The 22,792-nt window shown below is 63.0% G+C and carries 15 protein-coding genes; 9 read left to right on the plus strand and 6 right to left on the minus strand.

Going from position 1 to position 22,792, the window contains the following annotated elements; genetic code table 11:
* Positions 1 to 15: 15 nt before the first annotated feature.
* Both P3T21_RS01010 and P3T21_RS01015 read right to left on the minus strand, forming a co-directional pair.
* Positions 16 to 2,469 (minus strand): heavy metal translocating P-type ATPase, encoded by a 2,454-nt coding sequence (locus P3T21_RS01010; protein ID WP_429254066.1) that lies wholly within the window; start codon positions 2,467 to 2,469, stop codon positions 16 to 18.
* A gap of 236 nt (positions 2,470 to 2,705) precedes the next feature.
* On the minus strand, positions 2,706 to 3,347 hold the full coding sequence (locus P3T21_RS01015) for an FMN-binding negative transcriptional regulator (RefSeq protein WP_429254067.1): 642 nt from the start codon (positions 3,345 to 3,347) through the stop codon (positions 2,706 to 2,708).
* Between the two features lie 250 nt (positions 3,348 to 3,597).
* Between P3T21_RS01015 and P3T21_RS01020 the strand changes: the two genes are divergently transcribed.
* Positions 3,598 to 5,010 (plus strand): DUF1254 domain-containing protein, encoded by a 1,413-nt coding sequence (locus P3T21_RS01020; RefSeq protein ID WP_429254068.1) that lies wholly within the window; start codon positions 3,598 to 3,600, stop codon positions 5,008 to 5,010.
* Between the two features lie 247 nt (positions 5,011 to 5,257).
* Positions 5,258 to 9,049: a DUF748 domain-containing protein gene (locus P3T21_RS01025; protein ID WP_429254069.1), complete on the plus strand. Its 3,792-nt coding sequence runs from the start codon at positions 5,258 to 5,260 to the stop codon at positions 9,047 to 9,049.
* 37 nt (positions 9,050 to 9,086) lie between these two features.
* On the opposite strand, the gene P3T21_RS01030 is transcribed toward P3T21_RS01025, so the two are convergent.
* Positions 9,087 to 10,652, minus strand: a complete 1,566-nt coding sequence (locus P3T21_RS01030) for a PLP-dependent aminotransferase family protein (RefSeq protein WP_429254070.1) — start codon at positions 10,650 to 10,652, stop codon at positions 9,087 to 9,089.
* 128 nt (positions 10,653 to 10,780) lie between these two features.
* Between P3T21_RS01030 and P3T21_RS01035 the strand changes: the two genes are divergently transcribed.
* The 7 genes from P3T21_RS01035 (at position 10,781) to P3T21_RS01065 (ending at position 17,916) form a co-directional block, all read left to right on the plus strand.
* Positions 10,781 to 11,872 (plus strand): ABC transporter ATP-binding protein, encoded by a 1,092-nt coding sequence (locus P3T21_RS01035; RefSeq protein WP_429254071.1) that lies wholly within the window; start codon positions 10,781 to 10,783, stop codon positions 11,870 to 11,872.
* A gap of 75 nt (positions 11,873 to 11,947) precedes the next feature.
* Complete coding sequence (locus P3T21_RS01040) at positions 11,948 to 12,997, plus strand: ABC transporter substrate-binding protein (protein WP_429254072.1); 1,050 nt, start codon at positions 11,948 to 11,950, stop codon at positions 12,995 to 12,997.
* A gap of 269 nt (positions 12,998 to 13,266) precedes the next feature.
* Entirely contained in the window at positions 13,267 to 14,538 is a 1,272-nt protein-coding gene (locus P3T21_RS01045; protein WP_429254073.1) for an ABC transporter permease, read from the plus strand.
* Positions 14,539 to 14,557: 19 nt separating this feature from the next.
* Positions 14,558 to 15,394, plus strand: a complete 837-nt coding sequence (locus P3T21_RS01050) for an ABC transporter permease (protein ID WP_429254074.1) — start codon at positions 14,558 to 14,560, stop codon at positions 15,392 to 15,394.
* Between the two features lie 233 nt (positions 15,395 to 15,627).
* Positions 15,628 to 16,395 (plus strand): hypothetical protein, encoded by a 768-nt coding sequence (locus P3T21_RS01055; protein WP_429254075.1) that lies wholly within the window; start codon positions 15,628 to 15,630, stop codon positions 16,393 to 16,395.
* Between the two features lie 106 nt (positions 16,396 to 16,501).
* Positions 16,502 to 17,134: a response regulator gene (locus P3T21_RS01060; protein ID WP_429254076.1), complete on the plus strand. Its 633-nt coding sequence runs from the start codon at positions 16,502 to 16,504 to the stop codon at positions 17,132 to 17,134.
* A gap of 11 nt (positions 17,135 to 17,145) precedes the next feature.
* Complete coding sequence (locus P3T21_RS01065) at positions 17,146 to 17,916, plus strand: Hpt domain-containing response regulator (protein ID WP_429254077.1); 771 nt, start codon at positions 17,146 to 17,148, stop codon at positions 17,914 to 17,916.
* 128 nt (positions 17,917 to 18,044) lie between these two features.
* Here the strand turns inward: P3T21_RS01065 and acnA are convergent, their stop codons facing one another.
* Genes acnA through P3T21_RS01080 form a run of 3 tightly spaced genes read right to left on the minus strand, consistent with a single transcriptional unit; the run spans position 18,045 to position 22,774 of the window.
* Entirely contained in the window at positions 18,045 to 20,762 is a 2,718-nt protein-coding gene (acnA, locus tag P3T21_RS01070; RefSeq protein ID WP_429254078.1) for an aconitate hydratase AcnA, read from the minus strand.
* Between the two features lie 49 nt (positions 20,763 to 20,811).
* Entirely contained in the window at positions 20,812 to 22,263 is a 1,452-nt protein-coding gene (locus tag P3T21_RS01075; RefSeq protein WP_429254079.1) for a bifunctional 2-methylcitrate dehydratase/aconitate hydratase, read from the minus strand.
* Between the two features lie 22 nt (positions 22,264 to 22,285).
* Entirely contained in the window at positions 22,286 to 22,774 is a 489-nt protein-coding gene (locus tag P3T21_RS01080) for a hypothetical protein (protein WP_429254080.1), read from the minus strand.
* Positions 22,775 to 22,792 lie beyond the last annotated feature (18 nt).

Below are 22,792 nucleotides of genomic sequence, written 5' to 3' on the forward strand. Positions count from 1 at the left end.
ACAACAATTGCGGTTTTAGTCCTTGACTCGCCAGGTCCGCAGCAGCAGCGCATTTGTCACGACGCTGACGCTCGAGAACGCCATCGCGGCGCCCGCCAGCATCGGATTGAGCAAGCCGAACGCGGCCAGCGGAATGCCGATCAGGTTGTAGACGAACGCCCAGAACAGGTTCTGCTGGATCTTGCGCCACGTGCGGCGCGAGATATCGATTGCCGCCGCGACCAGCGCCGGGTCGCCGCGCATCAGTGTGATGCCGGCCGCCTGCATGGCGACATCGGTGCCTGTCGCCATCGCGATGCCGATATCGGCGGCGGCGAGCGCGGGCGCGTCGTTGATGCCGTCGCCCGCCATCGCAACGATGCCGGCCGTGCGGATCTTGAGATCGCGGATCACGCGGGCCTTGTCGTCCGGCAACACCTCGGCGTGGAATTCGTCGATGCCGAGCGCGGCCGCGACACTTGCCGCGCTGCCACGGTTATCGCCTGTCACGAGCACGCTCCGGATGCCCATCTGTTTGAGATGATTGATGGCTTCCTTCGCGGTCGGTTTGAGCGTGTCGCCGAATGCGATCAATGCCAGCGTGGCGGGCGGCGTATCGACGCCCATCAGCCACGACACGGTATTGCCTTCGGCTTCCAGTTGCTGCGCGCGTTGTGTGAATGCGTCCGGCACGGTAGTGCCGAGTTCGGCGAGCCAGCGTGCACTGCCGATCGCGAGCCTGCGTCCGTCGACATCTGCTTCGACGCCACGGCCCGGCACGGCGCGCGCGCCGCTGGACACCGCATGCCGCGCGCCTTCCGCCCGCCCGTACTCCGCCGTAACCGCCCGCGCCAGCGGATGGTCGCTATGCCGCTGCACGGCCGCAGCGAGCGAGAGTGCTTCGTCGCGCGCCATCCCGATAGCTTCGAACGCGGTGACCGACGGCTGGCCAAGCGTCAGCGTGCCAGTCTTGTCGAATGCCACCACGTTGACGCGATGCGCGATTTCGAGCGCTTCCGCGTCCTTGATCAGCACGCCCTGGCGCGCGGCGACGCCGGTGCCGGCCATGATCGCAGCGGGCGTCGCGAGGCCGAGCGCGCACGGACACGCGATGACCAGCACGGCGACCGCGTTCAAAATGGCGGTCTCGAATCCCGCGCCCGCGAGCAGCCAGCCGCCGACCGTCAGTGCGGCGATCACGAGAATCACCGGCACGAAGATCGCGCTCACGCGATCGACGAGCCGCTGGATCGGCGCCTTCTCCGCCTGCGCCGATTCGACGAGCCGGATGATGCGGGCGAGCGTCGTTTCCGCGCCGATCGCGGTCGTCGTGACGGCAATCGCGGCTTCGCCGTTGATCGAGCCTGCGGTGACGGTGTCGTCCGGCTGCTTCGCGACCGGCAGGCTTTCGCCGGTAATCAGCGATTCATCGATATGCGTACGGCCTTCGAGCACGGCGCCGTCCACGGGCACACGCTCGCCCGGTCGCACGATGACGATCGTCCCGACGCGCACCTGCGCGAGCGGCACTTCGCGTTCTTCCGCACCGACGCGGATGCGCGCCCGGTCGGGCCGCAGCGCGTTGAGGGCGCGGATGGCGTCAGTGGTGTGGCGCTTCGCGCGGGCTTCGAGCCACTTGCCGAAGCGAACCAGCGTGATCACGACGGCGGAGGCCTCGAAATACAGATGCGCGATGTCGCCCGGGTGCGTGACCAGTTGATAGACGCTGATCCCATAAGCCGCCGACGTGCCGAGTGCGACCAGCAGATCCATATTGCCCGCACCGGCGCGCACCGCCCGGTACGCGGCCCGGTAGAAACGCGCGCCGAACACGAATTGCACGACGCTCGCCAGCGCGAGCTGCAGCGCCGCGGGCAGCATTGCGTGCGCGCCGAACCATTCGCCGACCATCGGCACAATGAGCGGCAGCGTCAGCAGCGCGGAGAGCAGGACGGCGTAGAACTCGCGGCGGGTTGTATCGCGGGCACGGTCTGCCACCGCGGAGACAGCACCGGCATCCGCGGTGGCCGTTTCCCCAACGATGGGCGTCGCTTCGTAGCCCGCCTTCCTGACCGCTTCGACCAGCTGATCCGTACTCACGGCTTCGCGCAGATTGACCGTCGCCTTTTCCGTGGCCAGATTGACCGAGACGCTGCCGACGCCCGGCACGCGCGCGAGCGCCTTTTCAACGCGCGCTGAACACGAAGCGCAGGTCATGCCGCTAATCGAGAATTCGGTCACTTCATGCGCGACCGGTGCGGCTTCATAGCCCGCTTTGGCGACGGCGGCGACGAGTTCGTCAGCGGCGACGGCCGGGGCTGCTTCGATGGTGGCGATTTCAGTCGCCAGATTGACGGATGCACGCGTCACGCCGGGCACGTGTGCGAGGGCTTTCTCGACGCGGTTCGCGCACGAAGCGCAAGTCATGCCGCCGATGTCGAGTTCGACGGTGGCCGGCACGATGCGCTGGTGAGTGGAAAGATCGGTCATGGTTGAGTCAGGGTCCGGTGGGGGCAGGGTCGCCGCCCGATAGACCCAGTATCGACATTCCAATGATGGGAAGGTCAAGGGCTAATGATGCGATCTGCGGGCATTCCGGCGCAAAGCCTTATGCGAAAAGGCTCCGCGCGGCATCGGTGCAGGCTCGACGCAGGTTCGACGCGATCAAAATGGCTCAAGCGCGGCTCAGGCAGCCTGAAGTAAGCCCGCGCAAACTCTGAAGCCGCTCAGATCGCAGGCGGCGCCTTCAGCATGGCTTTGGCCACATCCCGCTGCTCGTCGCTGCCACGTTCGCGCAGCGCCTCGGCGGCGCCGCGGCGATCGGCCGTTTCCTTGTTCTGGCCCAGTTTCCATTTTCCGGTGAGCTTCGTCACCTCGATTTCGATGCCGACAATCGCGCCGACCATCTGCGAAAGGAAATCGGCCGGCGCATCGCCCATCTTCCACGGCTTCGGCTCGTTCGCTTCCATCTTGCGCGTCAGTCGCGCCACCAGACCGCGCACGAAAGTTTCATCGTCGTGGATGACAATCCTGCCGTGCGCATGCACCACCATATAGTTCCAGGTGGGCACCTGGCGATGCGTCTCATGCTTGCTGGGATACCACGTTGGCGATATGTACGCGGTCGACCCCTGAAAGATCACCAGCGCGTCGGGCCTTTCGGCGGCTTCGCGCCATAGGGGATTAGCCCGCGCGACGTGCGCCCTCAACGTGCCAAGCGGCCCGCGCGACGGATCGAACTCGAACGGCACATGGTTCGCGTCGAGGCCGTCTGGTCCGTGGGTGACGAGTGCGCCGAATGGATGACGTTCGATCAGACTGTGCAGTACCTCGGGACGCTTTTCTTCGAAATGGGCGGGGATGTACATACAACGCTCCGGGGCGAAATGACGACTTTTTGAATGTGCGAAAGGTGCCCGGGTTAGTGTAAAAACCGGGTTGGCGAATGCAGAACGAGTCTTTACGCGCCTTTGCGCTTGCCTGGCCGTCAAGGATACGATACAACCCGATGTCGGGATCAGAATCGCGCGGCTTCACAGATAACCCGGGGGGGCGCCTGTGAACAGGATCGCATGATCGTCGGCACCCAATGGACCGTCTGTTCCGCAAGATCATCGAATGATAAAAAATCGACGAGAACTGTTTTCCTTTCACTGGACCTGCGCGTCGCTTGCAGGCCTTGCGTTCCTCGCCGGTTGCGCCTCGACGCCGGCGTCCTCGCCGAAAACTGCCGGCTGGATCAAGGACGAGGTCGCCGATTCCTATGTATTCGGCTATCCGCTGGTGCTGATGGACGTCGCGCGCGAGGCCGCCACCGGCACCGATCCGGGACAGGCGCCGGTCAATACGCTGCGTCACGCGCAGGCGCTGCCGCCTGTCGGCGCGGCCCGCCCGTCCACGCCGAGTATCGACACGCTCGATTCGACCGGCTGGCTCGATGTCAGCGCCGAACCCGTCATCGTCGCGCTGCCCGATTCGCACGGCCGCTATCTCGACGCCCGCGCGCTCGACATGTGGACGAACGTGATCTGGTCGACAGGTGCGGATTCGGGTGTGCGCCCGGCCAGTGCAAAATCGCAAACCATTGCATTCGTCCAGAAGGACTGGCACGGCGACCTGCCCGGGAACGTGAAGCGCGTCGAGGTCACGACGCGCTACGTGTGGTTTACCGCGCGCATCCAGACGAACGGCTCGCGCGACATCACAGCGGTGCGCAAGCTTCAGCGCAGTATCCGCGTGGCGCCGCTCAGCGTGTTTAACGGTGATACGCGTGTGGCCTCGGTCGTGACGCGCAACATGATGCCCGAGATAAGCGCAGCGGGCGCGCCGCCCGCGAAGGTGGCCGCGCTCGACGCCGCCGGCTTCTTCGGCCGTCTGGCGCAGGCGCTGGCGGACAACCCGCCCGCGCCGGACGATCCGCACGCGCTGAAAATCCTCGCGGATCTCGGCGTGACGCCGGGCGCGCCGTTGCAGTTGCCCGCCAGTGCCGGCGACGCCATGGCCGCCGGTCTTGCCGAAGGTCACGACCGCGTTGCAACCGCGCCGTCGAACGTGCTGGCGGCCAACGGCTGGAGCTGGTTCGGCGATGGCGTCGGCAACTACGGCCCGGATTACGCATTGCGCGCGTACGCGGCGTACACGGCGCCGGGCATCGGCACCAGGGACGATGAAGTGCGGGCAGCCGTCGCGCAGGACAGCGACGGCCATGCGCTGAATGGCGCGAACCGTTATGTGGTCCACTTTGCGCCGAACCAGGTGCCGCCGGTACGCGGATTCTGGTCGATCACCGCCTATACGAAGGACGGCGCGCTCGGCGAAACGACGCCGCCGCGCGTGTCGGTTGGCGATCGAAACGGCGCGAAGCGCAACCGCGATGGCTCGCTGGACGTGACGGTTTCGGCGGCGCGCGTGAAGGCGGCGAACTGGCTACCGGCGCCGCGCGCGGACTTCCAGCTGGTGATGCGTCTCTACGCACCGAAGCCGCAGGCCGGCGACGGTTCGTGGCAACCGCCGGAAGTCGTCCGGCAGTAAGGTGGCAGATGAGGCGTCACATGATCCGTCACGTGAGGCGTCATAAGAGATGACACACGCATGTCCGCAGCGTCTCGACACCCGGACATGCAACACGCATGCGGCCTGATTACGCTGCAAGCAGTTCGTGAACGGTTCGTGAACGTTTTGCCAGGTTTGTTTCGCGTGTCAGATCGAAGACGTATACTTCTCGCAGTCTGACCTTCGTCATCGCGGTGGGCCGCCGCCGCATCACCTGCGACCTGGAATGGCAAGCCCCAACAAAGCGTCTCTCGTATCTTCCCTGCAGGCCGTGCGCGGCGTCGCGAACGGCCGCCGTACCCGGCGGGTCATCATCGGCCTGTTGATCTTTCTGGTGCTGTTCGGCCTTCTGGGCTTTTTTGCTGCGCCACCACTGATCCGCCATATCGCCGAACAGCAGTTGAGCAAACAACTCGACCGTCCGGCCACCATCGGACGCATCGCGCTCAATCCCTACACGCTGAATTTCGAAGCCGACCGCGTTCATATCGGCGAGCGCGGCGGCGCGGGCAATTTCATCGATATCGAGCGGCTGATCCTGCAGCCCTCCTGGTCGTCGCTCTTTCGCGCGTCGCCGATCATCGATGAAGTGAAGGTCGATTCGCCCCGTTTTCATATCGTTCGATACGACGCGCAGCGGTTCAATTTCACCGACCTGATCGATAAATTCGCGAAGCAGCCGTCGAAGCCCGACAACAAACCGACGCCCTTCTCGGTGTCGAATATCCGCGTCGAGAACGGCCGGATCGAGTTCGACGACCAGCTGCTCGGCGTGCAGCATCTGGTCGATCGCTGGTCGATCGGTATTCCGTTTATCGCAACATTGCCGTCGAAAACGGACATTTTTGTCGAACCGATGCTGCGGGCGCGCGTCGACGGCAGTCCGCTGGCGATCGACGGCCGCACCAAGCCGTTTGCAACGTCGCGTGAATCGGAAGTCGCGCTGCGCTTCGACGGGCTCGACGTGCCGCGCATCCTGTCGTACGTGCCGGCGAAGCTGCCGGTGATCGTGCAGGCGGGCAAGCTGTCGAGCGACCTGAAAGTGCATTTCGTGATCGCCAACGATACGCCCTCGCTGAGCATCACCGGCACGGCTGATCTCGCCGATATCGACGTGGTCGATGAAAGCAAGGCGCCGTTCTTTGCGGCGCGCGGACTGCATGTGGCGGCGGCGTCGCTGGAGCCGTTAAAGAGCGTGTTTCGCTTCGACGATATCCGGCTCGACGGGCCCAACGTGCATCTTTCGCGCGACAAGTCAGGCGTGTTGAGCGTGCAGAGGATGTTCGCGCCGGCGCCGGCTTCGGATTCGGCGGAAAAGGTGGCGACGGCCAAAGGGGCCGCCAGCGCACCCGCTGCGGCTTCAGGTTCCGCTTCCGCGCCGGCGGCGCCCACGCCCGCAGAAGAAAAGGCCGTACCGCCGCTGGATCTGTCCATCAAGCGTTTCGCGCTGAACGACGGCGTGGTGCAGTACCTGGATCAAGGCGTGCCCACACCAGTCACGTTAGGGTTCAAGGACATCCGCGTGTCGCTCGATGATTTTTCGACGCTTGGCAAGCCATCCGCGAAGTACACGTTCGGCACGACGTTCACCGAAGGCGGCTCGCTAAACGCGGCTGGCGCGTTCGGTCTCGCCGCTAGAACCGCAGACTCGAAGATCGACCTCAAGTCCGCGCACCTGCCGCTGCTGCAACCGTACATCAATGGCGTGACGGCCGCCCAGGTCGTCGACGGCACGCTCAGCGCGACCGTGAATGTCCACGCCAACTGGGAAAAATTGCCGGCTGACTTGCAGGTCGGCGAAACCGAATTGAACCTGCAGTCGCTGAAGCTGGCCACGCAGGGCACGAAAGAGCCGGTCGTCGCGCTTGCGCAGGGTCGTGTCCAGGTGGCGTCGGTCGACGTGTCCGGACGCAAGGCCGATATCACGGGCGTCGACGTGACCGGACTGACGGTGACCGCGCAGCGCCAGAAGGACGGCAGCATCGACCTTGCGTCGCTCGCCGGTCGTCACGAGACGCTTGGCGAGCACACGGCCGTGCGCAAGGTGCAGAAAGCGGAGGAGCAGGGGCCGGCATGGCACTACCGCATTGGCGAACTGAACCTGAAAGACGCCACCGCGAACTTCACCGATAACTCGACTGAGCAGCCGGTCAAGGTCAGCGTGACGCCGTTGCAGCTGAAAGTGCGGCAGATCAGCGACGACCTCTCCAAACCGTTGCCCATCGATCTGCAGGCAACGTTCAACCGTAACGGCACGCTCGGCGTGACCGGCGACGTCACGGCAACGCCGCTCAAGCTCGCGCTGAAGGTGAACGCGAACCGCCTCGATGCCGCGGCGTTCGAGCCGTATTTCGGCAACAAGCTCAATGCAACGATTGCGAGCGCGCTGCTGAACGCGACCGGCGATCTTGCCCTGAGCCAGTCGGGCAAGGCAGATAACGCGTTGAGCGCTTCTTACAAGGGCGACGTCGCGCTCGTCGACGTACGCATGCTCGACAAGGTCACGTCGGACCCGTTCGCCGGCTGGCGCTCGCTCGCGCTCACGAACCTCAAGGCGAACTACGACGCGCGGGGCACCGACGTCGATGCCGGCAAAGTCACGTTCTCGAACTTCTACGGCCGCGTGCTGCTCGATGCACAAGGCAAGCTGAACCTGAAGGATGTCGTCGCCCAGCAATCCGGCGCGGCCAGATCCCTCACACGCGACAAGAGCGGCAAGGAGCCGATTCCGCTGACGCCGCAAGCCGCGTCGGATTCGACGCTCGCATCGGCGCCCGCGCCCGCTTCGACGTCCGCAACGGTCACTGCCGCGACCGCACCGACGAGTCCGGTGAAAATGCACTTCGGCCAGCTCGTGCTGCAAAACGGCCGCGTGACGTACACCGACAACTTCATCAAGCCGAATTTCACGGCGAACCTCGTTGCGATTCAGGGGACGATCGGCGCGTTCGGCACGCAGTCGACGACGCCCGCGCCCGTCGACGTCGCCGCAAAACTGGCGGCGAACGGTCCGCTGTCGATTCGCGGCACGGTCAATCCGTTGATCCCGAAACCGGCGCTCGATCTGACCGCGAGCGCGCACGATGTCGAACTCACGAACCTCACGCCGTATTCAGCGAAGTACGCGGGTTACCCGATCACGAAGGGTAAGCTCAACGTCGATCTGCACTACAAGCTCGACAACGACCAGCTGACCGCGAACAATCACCTGTTCATCGATCAGCTTACGTTCGGCGATCACGTTGACAATGACACCGCGACGAAGCTGCCGGTGCGCCTCGCGATCTCGCTGCTGAAAAACCGGCGGGGTGAGATCGATGTGAACATTCCGGTATCCGGCTCGCTGGCGAATCCGGAGTTCAGTATCGGCAGCCTGATCTGGAGCGCGATCGTGAACCTCGTCGAAAAAGCCGTGACCGCGCCGTTCTCGCTTCTTGCGAATGCGTTTGGTGGAAGTAGCGAAGAACTGGGTTACGTCGAGTTCGATCCGGGCTCGGCGAAACTCACGGACGCATCGACCGCGAAGCTCGACACGATCGCGAAAGCGCTCGAAGACAAGCCGTCGATCCGCATCGACCTGATCGGCCGCGTCGATCCGGCCACTGATGAACCCGCACTGCGCACGTTGTACGTCGACCGTCTGGTGAAGCAGCAGAAGATCAAGGACACGGTTGGCAACGGCGAGAGCGTCGATCCGCTGACGATTACCGTCGACCAGAAAGACTACGACAAGTATCTGACAAAGGCGTATAAGGATGCCGACTTTAAGAAGCCGCGCAACTTCGTCGGCCTGACGAAATCGATGCCGAACGATGACATGAAGAGCGCGATCGCCGAACACGCGCCGATCAACGAAGCGAGCCTGCGCGAGCTTGCACAGCGGCGGGCTCAGGCAGTGCAGCAGTACTTCGACGGCAAGGTCGACAGCAGCCGGGTCTTTATCGTCGCGCCTAAGCTCAACGCCGAAGGCATCAAGGACAAGGGCGCGACGTCGCGGGTCGATTTTGGCCTGAAATAAGCGTTGTTTCCCCGACGCTTTCAGGCGCGCCGTGAGATCACGCGGCGCGCGTCGGCTTGCGCAACGCTGTCTGTTCGATGATGCGCGCGAGCGTCGCGAACGCCGGGCCGATCTTTTCGTTCGGCACGCACGCGTAGCCGAGCAGCAGACCGCGTCGCACCGGGCCCTCGCCGCTGTAGTACGCGGTGAGCGGACGCACGATCACGCCGGCATCGTAGGCGGCCGCGACAACCTCACGGTCGTTCGCATGATCGGGCAGACCGAGCACCAGATGCAGGCCGGCCTCATCGCCCATGACGGGCAGCGTGCCGCCGAAATGCGCGGTGATCGCGTCGATCAGGATCTGCCGCCGTTCGCCGTACAGCGCGCGCATGCGCCGCACGTGCGATGTCAGATAGCCGTCCATGATGAATTCGGTCAGCACCGCCTGCTGCATCAGCTGGCCTTCGCGATACAGCTCCGCGACGCCCGTGCGGAACGTGTCGACCAGGTGTTCCGGCGCGATCATGTAGCCGATCCGCAGCCCCGGAAACAGCATTTTCCCCAGACTGCCGACGTAGATTACCTGACCCGATTCGTCCAGACCCTGAAGCGAAGCGAGCGGCCGGCTGCCGTAGCGGAATTCGCTGTCGTAGTCGTCTTCGATGATCCACACGCCGTGTTGCCGCGCGAATTCGAGCAGCGTGCGGCGACGCGCGAGGCTCATCACCATCCCAAGCGGGTACTGATGCGACGGCGTGACGAGCGCAAGACGTGGCGGATTCTGCAGATCCTGTTCGCGTGGATTCAGACCTTCCTCGTCGATGGGCACCGGCACCAGTGTCAACCCTGACGATTGCAGCACGCTGCGTGCGCCCCAGTAACAGGGCTCTTCGACCCACGCGCGGTCGCCGACGTCGGTCAGCAGCCGGACCGCGAGATCGATCGATTGGTGAATACCCGTAGTGATGATGATCTGATCGGGCGTGCAGTTCACCGAACGCGCGACCCGCAGATAGTCCGACAGCGCACGGCGCAGCGGCCGGTAGCCGCCGCCCGGTGCATACGTCAGCAGATCGGGATTCGCTTCCTTCCACAGCCGCGCCTGCAGACGGCTCCATGTCCGCGCCGGAAATTCGGCGACGTCCGGCACGCCGGGCATGAACGCGCCCCATTGCTTCAGCGATACGCCCGCCTTGTCGATCAGCCGGCTGCCGCGCGACGACAGGCCGCGTCGCTCGCGTGGTGCTTGCGGCGGCAGTGTGGCTTCGCCGGCGGCCGTTGCCGTGCTGTTCGCGCCGGCCGGGGCCACCACCGAAGGCGGAATGCGCCGCGCGCTGACGGCCGCGCTATCGGGCCGCGTGTCGGCGACATAGGTGCCGCTTCCGGTCGTCGAGATCACGTAGCCTTCGGCGGTCAGCTGGTCGTACACGTGCAGCACCGTGTTGCGCGCGATGCCAAGGTCGCCGGCGAGCGTGCGCGAACTCGGCAGCTTGGCGCCGGGCGGAAACTGGCCGGTCAGGATGGCCTGCTGCATCAGCCGCAGGACCTGCCGGTAGACCGGTTCGGTGGCCGTCCGGTCGAGCCGCGCGGCAAGCCAGTCCGACAAAATGACGGTGTCCAAGTGGTTCTATCCGGAATAATGAAATGGTTCCATATTGTAGAACCGGAACGGGCTATAGTGGATCACGCGATTAATGCGATGGCCCCCTTTCGGGGGAACCAGCGTGGATGGAGAAGGAGACGTAGACGATGAAATCCGAAGAAGTGATCGTCAGCTTTCGCGGCGTTCGCAAGACGTACGATGGTGAAACCCTCGTCGTCAAACAGCTCGACCTCGACATTTATCAGGGCGAATTCCTGACGTTGCTCGGGCCTTCTGGCTCCGGCAAAACGACCTGTCTGATGATGCTCGCCGGTTTCGAATTTCCGACGGGCGGCGAGATCTGGCTGGACGGCACGCTGCTCAACACTGTGCCGCCGCACAAGCGCAACATCGGCATGGTGTTTCAGAACTACGCGCTGTTCCCGCATCTGACGGTCGAACAGAACGTCGCGTATCCGCTGACGGTGCGCAGGCTCTCCGCCGAAGAACGCGCTCACAAGGTCGACAACGCGTTGAAGATGGTCCGCATGGAGAGCTTCGCGAAGCGGTATCCGGCGCAACTGTCGGGCGGCCAGCAGCAACGGATCGCACTCGCCCGCGCGCTCGTGTTCGAACCGAAGCTCGTGCTGATGGACGAGCCGCTCGGCGCGCTCGACAAGCAGCTGCGCGAACACATGCAGTACGAACTCAAGTCGCTGCACGAGAAGCTTGGCGTGACCTTTGTCTACGTGACGCACGATCAGGGCGAAGCGCTGACGATGTCGGACCGTGTCGCCGTATTCGACAAGGGCATCGTGCAGCAGCTCGATACCGTTGACCGTCTGTATGAATCGCCGTGCAATGAGTTCGTCGCGAACTTCATCGGCGATTCGAACAAACTGCGCGGCACGATTGCGAACGTCGACGGCGAGTTCTGCGATTTCCATCTTGCAGACGGCACGCGTCTGAAAGGCCGCAACATCGGCGGCGCGCAGGCAGGCACGCCGGCTGTTGCATGCATCCGGCCCGAACGCATGAAGCTGGCAGGTGGCGCGGGTCGCAATGGTTCGAACGCGCTCGCGGGCGAAGCGCGCGGCCTCATCTATTTTGGCGACCACGTACGCATGCGGTGCGGGTTGCCTCAGCAGGACGAGTGTTTCGTGAAGGTGCCGCTCGGCACTGAAATGCTCGATACCTTTGCGCCCGGCGCACCGGTCGCACTTGAATTCGCGCCCGAGCATCTGCGCGTGTTCGCCTGATCTGCATCCCGTTGCAACGTAAGAAACGAGTACGACAACAACCCTGACAGACCACCAGAAGAGAGAGGACACATCATGTTGAAGTTCGGGAAAACACGCTGCGCTGTCGCCGTCGGTGCGTTCGCACTGGCGCTCGGTTCGGCACAGGTTATGGCTGCGGAGCTGACGGTCGTCAACTTCGGCGGAGCGAACGGCGACGCGCAGAAAGCTGCGTTCAACCAGCCGTTCGAAGCATCGACTGGCACGAAGGTCACCGCCGTCGAGTACAACGGCGAGCAGGCCAAAGTGAAGGCGATGGTTGAAGCGAAGCACGTGAACTGGGACGTCGTCGAAGTGGAATCGGGCGATCTCGGCCGCGCCTGCGATGAAGGCATGTACGAAAAGCTCGACTGGTCGAAGATCGCGAAGAAGTCGGACCTGGTGCCGGAATCGCCGCAAACGTGCGGTGTCGGCTTTTTTGTGTGGTCGACGGCGATGGCCTACAACGCCGACAAGCTGAAGACGGGCCCGGCAAGCTGGGCTGACTTCTGGAACGTGCAGAAGATCCCCGGCAAGCGCGGCATGCGCAAGGGCGCACGCTACAACCTCGAATTCGCGCTGATGGCTGACGGCGTCGCGCCGAAAGATGTGTACAAGGTACTCGGCACGAAGGAAGGTCAGGACCGCGCGTTCAAGAAGCTCGATGAGCTGAAGCCGAATATCCAGTGGTGGGAAGCGGGCGCACAGCCGCCGCAGTTCCTCGTCGCAGGCGACGTGGTGATGACGACGGCCTACAACGGCCGTATCGATGCCGCGCAGAAGGAAGGCAAGAACCTGAAGGTCGTGTGGAACGGCAGCATCTATGACCTCGACTACTGGGCGATTCCGAAGGGCTCGCCGAACAGGGATCTGGCCGAAAAGTACATCGCTTATACCGTGTCGTCGAAGCCGCAGCAGGAATACGCGAAGCACATCGCGTACGGCCCGGTGAACGAGGCGGCGATCAAGGCGCTCGACGCGAAGACGCTTTCGAACCTGCCGAACTCGCCGGCCAACGGCAAGAACGCAGTGCTGCAGAACCCGGCGTTCTGGACCGACCACGGTGACGAGCTGGAGCAGCGTTTCGCTTCGTGGGCTTCGAAGTAAATACGTAGCAAACCATGTAGCAAAGTCGTAGCAACCCAGGATGGCGCCGCTTCGCTGCACGAAGCGGCGCCGCATCGAAGCAGGATCGCGCGTTCATGATCGTGTACGAAGTTGAATGACGCGCGGTTCGATGCAACGCATGCAATGCAGCAAACAACTTGCATGGGACCAGAGTAGGTGCTCTGCATCAACTCTGGTCGACCGCAAGCAACTTGCATGGGACCCGAGTAAGACGCTAAAGCGTCAACTCTGGTCGACAGGAGACAGGTGTGACCACCGTGACGATTGCCGTCGATTCCACGCCCGAATCGTCGAACAAACTGAAGCGCGAGCTGAAAGCCGCGGGAGCGAAGAAGCGCGCGATGGCGTTGTTGCTGATCGCACCGCTGGCCATTTTTCTGCTGCTGATTTTCGTTGTGCCGATTGGCGCGTTGCTGACGCGCGCGGTACAGAACCCGGAAATCGCAACCGCATTGCCGCACACGGTCGCGGTATTGCGTGACTGGGACCGCAAGTCGCCGCCATCGGATGCTGCGTACGCCGCACTCGCCACCGATCTGACCGCAGTCTCGGACGGCGAATCGATGGGCGCACTCGCCCGGCGCCTGAACACTGAAATTCCCGGCTACCGTTCGATGGTCGCGAAGACCGCGCGCGCAATGCCGCTCAACGACGACGCCGGCCACGCACTCGCGCCCGCGCAGGTCCATGCAAAATTCGTCGAAATCGACGAACGCTGGAACGATGTCGCGTACTGGCAGGCGATTGCCAAAAACGGCGGCCTGTATTCGCCGTTCTACGTGCTGGCTTCGCTCGATCACAAACAGGATGCGTTCGGCCATATCGTGCAGACCAATCCTGAACAGCAGATCTATCTCGCCGTGTTCAGCCGCACCTTTGTGATCGGCGCGGCCGTCACGATTTTCGCGTTGCTGCTCGGCTATCCGCTTGCGTACTGGATTTCGACGCTCTCTGAACGCCGCGCGAATCTTGTGATGATTCTCGTGCTGATTCCGTTCTGGACGTCGATCCTTGTGCGCGTTGCCGCGTGGATCGTGATCCTGCAAAGCGAAGGGCTGGTGAACAAGGCGCTCATGGGCACCGGACTGATTCAGGCGCCGCTCGCGCTGCTGTTCAACCGCGCGGGCGTCTACATTTCGATGACGCACATCCTGCTGCCGTTCATGATCCTGCCGCTCTACAGCGTGATGAAGTCGATTCCGCCGACGTATCAGCGCGCGGCGATTTCGCTCGGTAGTCATCCGTTCGCGGCGTTCTGGCGCGTGTATGTGCCGCAGACATATCCGGGCGTCGGCGCGGGCGCACTGCTCACGTTTATTCTTGCGATCGGTTACTACATCACGCCCGCGCTGCTCGGCGGACCGAACGACCAGATGGTCAGCTATTACGTCGCATACTTCACGAACACGACGATCAACTGGGGCATGGCGTGCGCGCTCGGCACCCTGCTGCTCGCCGCGACGCTTGTGCTGTACGTGATCTACGGACGCTTTACGCGTTCCTCGTTGAGCCTCGGTTGAGCGTTCGCGGAGACTCCTGATGAAACTCGCCAAGCCCCTGTTCGCACCGCATACGTCGCTCGTCGAACGCGTGTGGTATTTCGCGCTGCGCGGCCTCGCTGTGCTGACGTTGCTGTATCTGATCCTGCCCGTGCTCGCCATCGTGCCGCTGTCGTTTTCGTCGAGCACGTTCCTCGTCTATCCGATTCCAGGCTGGTCGCTGCGCTGGTATCAAAACCTGATCGCGTCCGACGAATGGCGCATGGCCGCGAAGAACAGCTTTATCGTCGCACCTTCTGCAACGATCCTGGCGACGGTTCTCGGCACCGTCGCCGCGATCGGTCTGACGAAGGCGAACTTTCGCGGCAAGGCGTTGCTGATGGCAATCCTGATTTCGCCGATGATCGTGCCGGTCGTGGTGGTCGGCGTCGGCATGTATCTGTTCTTCGCGCCGCTGGGTCTCGCGAACACGTATATCGGGCTGATCATGGCGCACGCATCGCTCGGCGTGCCGTTCGTCGTGACGACGGTGGTCGCGACGTTGCAGGGCTTCAACTACAACCTGGTGCGTGCGAGCCTGTCGCTGGGCGCGAATCCGGTGAAGACGTTTTTCCGCATCACGTTGCCGGTGATCGCGCCGGGTGTGATTTCGGGTGCGCTGTTTGCGTTTGCGACTTCGTTCGATGAAGTGGTTGTCACGCTGTTTCTGGCCGGCGCCGATCAGACGACGCTGCCGCGCCAGATGTTCACCGGCATCCGCGAAAACATCAGCCCGACAATCGCCGCGCTCGCGACGATCCTCATCATTTTCTCGACGTGTCTGCTGCTCGTGCTCGAATGGCTGCGCGGCAGGAATGCGGCGCGGGCGGTGGCCTAGCACTGCTGCGACATCGATGTCGCGCGGCGCACAGTTCCTTCGTGCGCCGCTTTCTCAAGCATTCTCAAGGCGAGTCGCCCGACTCGCGATCTGAAGCCGTGATCTGAAATCGCCGGACGTCGAATCCGGAATGATCGGACGATGCGGTCGGAAATTTCCGCATCCGCGCGCAGGGCGTCGAACCTATCCTCCTCAGGTTCTACTTCACACACGTCGCCTCGTCGCGGGAAGCAATGAAACTCCAGTTTACGGTGCTCACGTGCGCATTGCTGCTGTCGGCGTGCGCCGATCAGGCCGCGCGGGCGCGCCTGGGCATTCAGGATCCGGCCGTGCTGCAAACCGGCTTCGGCGCCGCGCAGGATGCCGCGGCAGGCGCGCCTGACCGCGAATGGCTGGACACGTTTGGGCCCCTCACTAACCGTGGCTCCGCGCTGGCCAGCCTGCAGCAAAGGCTCGATGGAATCACCGGAGACGGCTACTTCCACGCAAAGGCGCATTGCTGGATCGCCGCGGGACGGCAGGAGTTCGACGCGCGCGATCAATGGGGCTTTGTCGAGGAAACGATCGGCGCGGCCGCAGTGCTGACCACGAGCCTTGAGCGGGGCGCCGCAATATCGGCCGCACGGCCGCCGATGCGGACGCTCGTGACGGTGCGCCCCGACCTGTGGGGCATCGTCGAGGTGGTCCGGCGCGATCCAGCGTTCGCCGCCTGCCAGGCCGCGCAGGCGCCGCTCGCCTGCGCCGAGGTGGAGTTGATGCACGCCGGACACGACGCGTGGCGGCGCAGTTTTGACGCAGCCGAGGCGCGCGTGCGCAGAACCTGTTGCGAACGTCGGCGGAAACGACGCTCGAATGCGCGAAGACGCGAACTGGAGCGTCGGCATCGGTGGCGCGCCCGCGTGTATCGGACGCTTCCGCCGCCGCCTCTCCGGCACGCGGTAAGGACGCGACGCCTCTCTCAAACACGCCTCGCGCGCCTGGCTTTCCAGGATGATGGATGAAACGGCTGCTGTACCATCTCGCGACTTGTTGCCGCAGACATGTTCCACGCGTCGCGTCCACCGCATCGACAGTTGAAATGCGCGGCGTTCATCGAGGGAATACTGGTTGGCTACTATCCTGATCGTCGACGATCACCCCGCGTTCCGGTTTGTGATCAAGGCTCATGTTCTGCAACTGCTCGGCGTTACCGAGGTGATCGAGGCCGATAACGGACAGGACGCCATAGACATGGTCCGGCGACACGCCCCCGATCTCGTCGTGCTCGATCTCGACATCCCGCGCATCAGCGGCCTTGATGTCGTTCCCCGCCTGCAACTCATTCGTCCCGGGATTCGTGTGCTCGTGCTGTCCGGCCAGGATTCGGCGACGTTCGCGCCGCGCGCGATGCGCGCCGGCGCACGTGGCTTCGTCAGCAAATCGCAGGATCTGAAGGAGATTGTCCGCAATATCGAATCGCTGCTTGCGGGCTACACGGTTTTCCCGGTCGTGCGCCAGGCAGGCACACGTACTGGCAACGCGGTCATGACCGACGAAGAGCGGCTTGCGCTCTTATCCGACAAGGAAATTGCGATTCTGCAGATGCTCGCCAGAGGGATGTCGAACAAGACGATCGGCGAAGCGCTGTTCATCAGCGACAAGACCATCAGTACCTACAAGACGCGTCTCCAGGAGAAGCTGGGGCTGTCGTCGCTGGCGGGACTGATCGAGTTCGCCTCGCTCCACAAGCTGATCGACTGAGCGGGCGAGGTATGGGTGTGAGTCCTGTGACGTCGTCCGGAACGCTGTCGGGCCGCGTGCTGGTGGTCGAGGACCACGCGTTCAACCGCCTCGCGATCGAGGTGCAGCTCGAAGGATGGGGCGTGTCGTGCGTGGCCGTTTCGTCCGGCGAGGAAGCGCTCGAGGTGCTGCGGCGTCAGTCGTTCGATCTGCTCATGACCGACCTGCACCTGCCCGGCATGAACGGCGTCCAGCTGGCGGAATACGTACGGGAAGTTTCGTCGATGCCGCTCGTGCTGCTGACGGGACGCGAGGATATGCGCTACGCCGACGCGGCCTCTGGTTTGCCGTTCGACGCCGTTCTCATCAAGGCGAGCCAGTTCGATGCGTTGTACACGTGCCTGTGGCAACTGCTGCCGCGTTTTGCGGGTACGCCATCCGCGCCGCTCGCAAGTCCCGTGAACGACGGCGATACGGCCCTCGCATTCGACTTCAGCGAACTTGACGCGCTGGCCAGCCGCGGCGTCGACGTGCGGGCGCTGGTGCGCGACTGGCGGCGCGTGCTGGACGAGGATCTGACGCATCTCGAAGCCGCCCGAAGGCAGGACGATCCCGAAGCGGTGCGCCGACTGTTGCACCGGATCAGCAACGCAGCGAGCGTTTTCAAGGTGCGCGAGCTGATGGCCGTTCTCGAACACGTGGGCGCCGCTTCGCCTGCGTTCATGATGCAGGCGCTGGACGGGATCGTTTCCCGCATCAAAACGATGGAAGAGCAGGTCGACGCCTGGCGCGACGCGCGCTGATTTTCCCGTTCGCCGCCAGGCCGCCGGAAGAAGCCCCCCAAAAGCCGAAAAAAAAAGCCCGACCAGGTCGGGCTTCGTAAATTGTCGCGGCCCCGAAGAGCCGCGACACCTGCAAAACAGCTTGAAACTTACGCTGCGAGCAGCGAGCGCAGCACGAACGGCAGAATGCCGCCGTGCTTGTAGTAGTCGACTTCGATCGGCGTGTCGATACGCAGCAGCACCTGCACGCGTTGCTCCTTGCCGTCCTTGCGATGGATCACGAGCGTCACTTCCTGCTGCGGCTTGAAGTCCGCGCCGAGGCCTTCGATGTCGTACGTTTCTTCGCCGGTGATGCCGAGCGACTGGACGCTGTCCGAGCCCTTGAACTGCAGCGGCAGCACGCCCATGCCGACCAGGTTCGAACGGTGGATCCGCTCGAAGCTGCGGGCGACCACAACCTTCACGCCCAGCAGTTGCGTACCCTTCGCTGCCCAGTCACGCGACGAGCCCGTGCCGTACTCTTCGCCTGCGAAGACGACGGTCGGCGTACCTGCGTCGATGTACTTCATCGCGGCATCGTAGATGAACATCTGTTCGCCGTCCGGCTGGTGAATCGTCAGGCCGCCTTCGACGCGCGTGCCGTCTGCCTTCGGCGGGATCATCAGGTTCTTGATCCGGACGTTCGCGAACGTGCCGCGCATCATCACGTCGTGGTTGCCGCGGCGCGAGCCGTAGCTGTTGAAGTCGGCCTTCTGCACGTCGTTTGCCTTCAGCCACTTGCCTGCCGGCGAGTCTTCCTTGATCGAGCCTGCCGGGCTGATGTGGTCGGTCGTGACCGAGTCACCGAAGATGCCCAGCGCGCGCGCGCCCTTGACCGCAGCGATGCTCGCCGCCGGCGTCATCGAGAAGTCCTTGCCGAAGAACGGCGGCTCAGCGATGTACGTCGACTTCGGCCAGTCGTAGACCTGACCTTCTTCGCCTTCGATCTTGCTCCACAGATCGCCCTTCTTCGTCAGGTGGGCGTAGTTCGTGCGGAATGCGTCGGCGTCCAGTGCGAACTTGAGCAGTGCGTTGACTTCGTCGCTCGTCGGCCAGATGTCGCCGAGGAAGATGTCCTTGCCGCCCTTGCCCTTGCCAACCGGTTCCGTCATCAGATCGCGTGTGATGTTGCCCGCGATTGCGTAAGCCACGACCAGCGGCGGCGATGCCAGGAAGTTCGCGCGGATGTTCGGGTGAATACGCGCTTCGAAGTTACGGTTGCCCGACAGCACGGCTGCCGCGATGATGTCGTTCTTCGTGATCGCTTCGTTCAGTTCCGGCGTGAGGTCGCCCGCGTTACCGATACAGGTCGTGCAGCCGTAAGCGGCGAGCGTGAAGCCGAGTTTGTCGAGGTACGGCAGGAGGCCCGTCTTCGTCAGGTATTCGGTGACGATACGCGATCCCGGCGCGAGCGATGTCTTGATGTGCGGTGCCACCGTCAGGCCGGCTTCGACCGCCTTCTTCGCCAGCAGACCCGCAGCCAGCAGCACGCTCGGGTTCGACGTGTTCGTGCACGACGTGATTGCGGCGATCAGGATGTCGCCGTTCTTCACGTTCACGCCGTTCGACGTGGTGTATTGCGCGTCGAGGTCAGCGGACTTCTTCGCAAAGCCGTTTTCGCCGACCGGCTTCGAGAACAGTTCGGTGAAGTTCGACTTCACGTTGCCGATTTCGATACGGTCTTGCGGACGCTTCGGACCTGCCAGCGACGGTGCAACCGTGCCGAGGTCGAGCGTGACGACCTTCGTGTAGTCGATCTGGCCAGCCTTCGGAATACCGAACAGGTTCTGCGCCTTGAAGTAGTTCTCGAAAGCGGAGATTTCGGCGTCGGTGCGGCCCGTGCCCTTGAAGTAGTCGATCGTCTTTTCGTCGACCGGGAAGAAGCCCATCGTCGCGCCGTATTCCGGCGCCATGTTGCCGATCGTCGCGCGGTCCGGCAGCGACAGCGACTTCGTGCCTTCGCCGAAGAATTCGACGAACTTGCCGACGACCTTTTCCTTACGCAGCAGTTCGGTGACGGTCAGCACCAGATCGGTGGCCGTCACGCCTTCGCGCAGCTTGCCCTTCAGTTCGACGCCGACGACGTCCGGCGTCAGGAAGTACACCGGCTGGCCGAGCATGCCGGCTTCCGCTTCGATACCGCCCACGCCCCAGCCGACCACGCCGATGCCGTTGATCATCGTCGTGTGGCTGTCGGTGCCGACGAGCGAATCCGGGTAGTACACGGTGTCGCTGCCGTCAGCCTTCTTGTGCACGCCGCGTGCGAGGTATTCCAGGTTCACCTGGTGAACGATACCGACGCCCGGCGGCACGACCTTGAATGTGTCGAATGCCTGCATGCCCCACTTCATGAACTGGTAGCGCTCGTTGTTGCGCTGGAATTCCAGTTTCATGTTCAGGTCGAGCGCGTTCTTTTCGCGGAAGTGATCGATCTGCACCGAGTGATCGACAACCAGATCGACCGGGACCAGCGGCTCGATCGACTTCGGGTCCTTGCCCACGCGCTTTGCCACGCCGCGCATGGCAGCGATGTCGGCGAGGAGCGGCACGCCGGTAAAGTCCTGCAGCACGACGCGCGACACGACGAACGGGATTTCGTCGACGCGTGCTGCGTTCGGCTTCCAGTTGATCAGCTGCTCGATGTGTTCTTCGGAGATCTTCTTGCCGTCGTAGTTACGCAGTACGGATTCCAGCACGATGCGGATCGAAACCGGCAGACGGTCGATCTTGACGTTGAGTGCCTTACCAAGTTGCGGCAGCGAATAGAACTTGGCTTTGCCGGAACCGCTGTCGAATTCCTTGAGCGTTTTGTGGAGATTGTGGGCCATAATTTTTCCTGGGGTTTTCGAGGAAATGACGTTGCTACGTTTCTACTAACTAGATCACATACAGATCGACGTATTCATTGACCGGCATGGCTTCGAGCCTTGCCTGATCCAGCGACACGTCGAGAATCGCCTGTTGCTGCTTCGCCGGAAAACGTCGGGCGAGGTTGGTTCTGAACTTCTCGACCAGCAGCGGAATGCCGTCTTCACGGCGCCGCTTGTGGCCAATCGGGTATTCGACGACCACTTCGTCGAACTTCGATCCATCATCGAATTCGACCGTGAGGGCGTTCGCGATCGAACGCTTCTCCGGGTCGTGATAATCCTTCGTAAACTGAGTATCTTCGACGCATTCCATCTTGTCGCGCAAGATGTCGATGCGCGGGTCCTGCGCGATCGAATCTTCGTAATCCGCAGCCGTCAGACGGCCGTGAATCAGCGGCACGGCGATCATGTACTGGATGCAGTGATCGCGGTCGGCCGGATTGTTCAGCGGACCCTTTTTATCGATGATGCGGATCGCGGCTTCGTGCGTACGGATTGTGATCTTCCTGATGTCTTCGACTTTCTTGCCCTTTGCATGAAGTTGTTCATGCAAGGTCATCGCCGCTTCCACCGCAGTTTGCGAGTGAAACTCAGCCGGGAACGAAATCTTGAACAGCACATTTTCCATCACGTACGAACCGTATGGGCGCTGGAATTTAAACGCATTGCCCTTGAAGAGCACGTCGTAAAAGCCCCACGTTCCAGCGGTCAAAACGGACGGATAGCCCATTTCGCCCGTCTTCGCGATCAGCGCGAGACGCACGGCGCGTGAGGTCGCATCGCCTGCGGCCCACGACTTGCGCGAACCCGTGTTCGGCGCGTGGCGATACGTGCGCAGCGCGTGTCCATCGACAAACGCCAGCGAAACCGCGTTGATCAGCTCATCGCGCGTCAGACCGATCAACTGGCCGACTACCGCCGTCGAAGCCAGCTTTACCAGCAGCACGTGATCGAGACCAACCTTGTTGAACGAGTTCTCAAGCGCGATGCAGCCCTGAATTTCGTGCGCCTTGATCATGCCGATCAGGACGTCTTTCATCGTCAGCGGCGTTTTGCCGGTGGCGATGGCGTTGCGTGACAGCCAGTCAGCGGTGGCGAGAATGCCGCCGAGGTTGTCCGACGGATGACCCCATTCAGCAGCGAGCCACGTGTCGTTGAAGTCCAGCCAGCGGATCATCGCGCCGATATTGAACGCGGCCTGAACCGGATCGAGCTGGAACGACGTACCCGGCACCTTCGCGCCGTTCGGGACGATCGTGCCCGGCACGATCGGTCCCAACAGCTTCGTACAGGCCGGGTAGGTGAGCGCTTCGAGTCCGCAGCCGAGCGTGTCGATCAGGCAGTTGCGCGCCGTTTCGAGCGCGAGCGTGCTGTCGACCTTGTATCCAAGTACATAGTCGACAATCTCGACGAGAACTTTGTCCGGTTCAGGCCGGACGTTGGAGATCGGTGCGGACATCGAGGCTTCCTGGTGAGGACGCTCAGTTAGACTTGTTCAGTTCGTTCGACTGCGTCGGAGCCGGCGCGCCTTGCTGCATGGCGGTCGTCTTGCACTCGTCGGCGAGACGCGAACTGTCCTTGTCCGAGAACAGCATGGCCTTGGTCGGGATCACGACCAGATCCATGCCGGTGGCGGCGTCGTGGAAGCGGTCAGCGCCCGTCGTCGTGGCTTCGCGCGGCAGGTTGTAGTTCTTCGAACCCCAGTGCACGACGACGATCTGGTCACGTTTCATGTCGCCCTTCATGTCGAACGACAGGCCTTCGTTACACGACCACTTTTCCGAGCCTTCCGGTACCGGATCGACCTTGGCTTCGGCGGCTGCCTTCGGCTTGCGCTTGATCAGACGCTTCGGCGACGGTGCCTTCGGCTTGGCGGCGCCAGTTGCGGTCTGCGCGAAGGCGGCAGGCGTGGCGACCAGCAGCGTCGAGGACAGTGCGCCAATAACGGTGGCGATGAGCAGCTTTTTCATGGGAGAAACCTTTCTATC

The organism is Paraburkholderia sp. GAS334 (genome assembly GCF_050436625.1).
GTDB lineage: Bacteria > Pseudomonadota > Gammaproteobacteria > Burkholderiales > Burkholderiaceae > Paraburkholderia.

Excerpts from the sequence above, each read along its gene's own strand:
- acnA (WP_429254078.1), bottom strand. The coding sequence starts at position 20,762 with ATGGCCCACAATCTCCACAAAACGCTCAAGGAATTCGACAGCGGTTCC.
- P3T21_RS01035 (WP_429254071.1), top strand. The coding sequence starts at position 10,781 with ATGAAATCCGAAGAAGTGATCGTCAGCTTTCGCGGCGTTCGCAAGACG.
- P3T21_RS01020 (WP_429254068.1), top strand. The coding sequence starts at position 3,598 with ATGATAAAAAATCGACGAGAACTGTTTTCCTTTCACTGGACCTGCGCG.
- P3T21_RS01010 (WP_429254066.1), bottom strand. The coding sequence starts at position 2,469 with ATGACCGATCTTTCCACTCACCAGCGCATCGTGCCGGCCACCGTCGAA.
- P3T21_RS01050 (WP_429254074.1), top strand. The coding sequence starts at position 14,558 with ATGAAACTCGCCAAGCCCCTGTTCGCACCGCATACGTCGCTCGTCGAA.
- P3T21_RS01075 (WP_429254079.1), bottom strand. The coding sequence starts at position 22,263 with ATGTCCGCACCGATCTCCAACGTCCGGCCTGAACCGGACAAAGTTCTC.
- P3T21_RS01055 (WP_429254075.1), top strand. The coding sequence starts at position 15,628 with ATGAAACTCCAGTTTACGGTGCTCACGTGCGCATTGCTGCTGTCGGCG.
- P3T21_RS01065 (WP_429254077.1), top strand. The coding sequence starts at position 17,146 with ATGGGTGTGAGTCCTGTGACGTCGTCCGGAACGCTGTCGGGCCGCGTG.
- P3T21_RS01015 (WP_429254067.1), bottom strand. The coding sequence starts at position 3,347 with ATGTACATCCCCGCCCATTTCGAAGAAAAGCGTCCCGAGGTACTGCAC.
- P3T21_RS01040 (WP_429254072.1), top strand. The coding sequence starts at position 11,948 with ATGTTGAAGTTCGGGAAAACACGCTGCGCTGTCGCCGTCGGTGCGTTC.
- P3T21_RS01025 (WP_429254069.1), top strand. The coding sequence starts at position 5,258 with ATGGCAAGCCCCAACAAAGCGTCTCTCGTATCTTCCCTGCAGGCCGTG.
- P3T21_RS01080 (WP_429254080.1), bottom strand. The coding sequence starts at position 22,774 with ATGAAAAAGCTGCTCATCGCCACCGTTATTGGCGCACTGTCCTCGACG.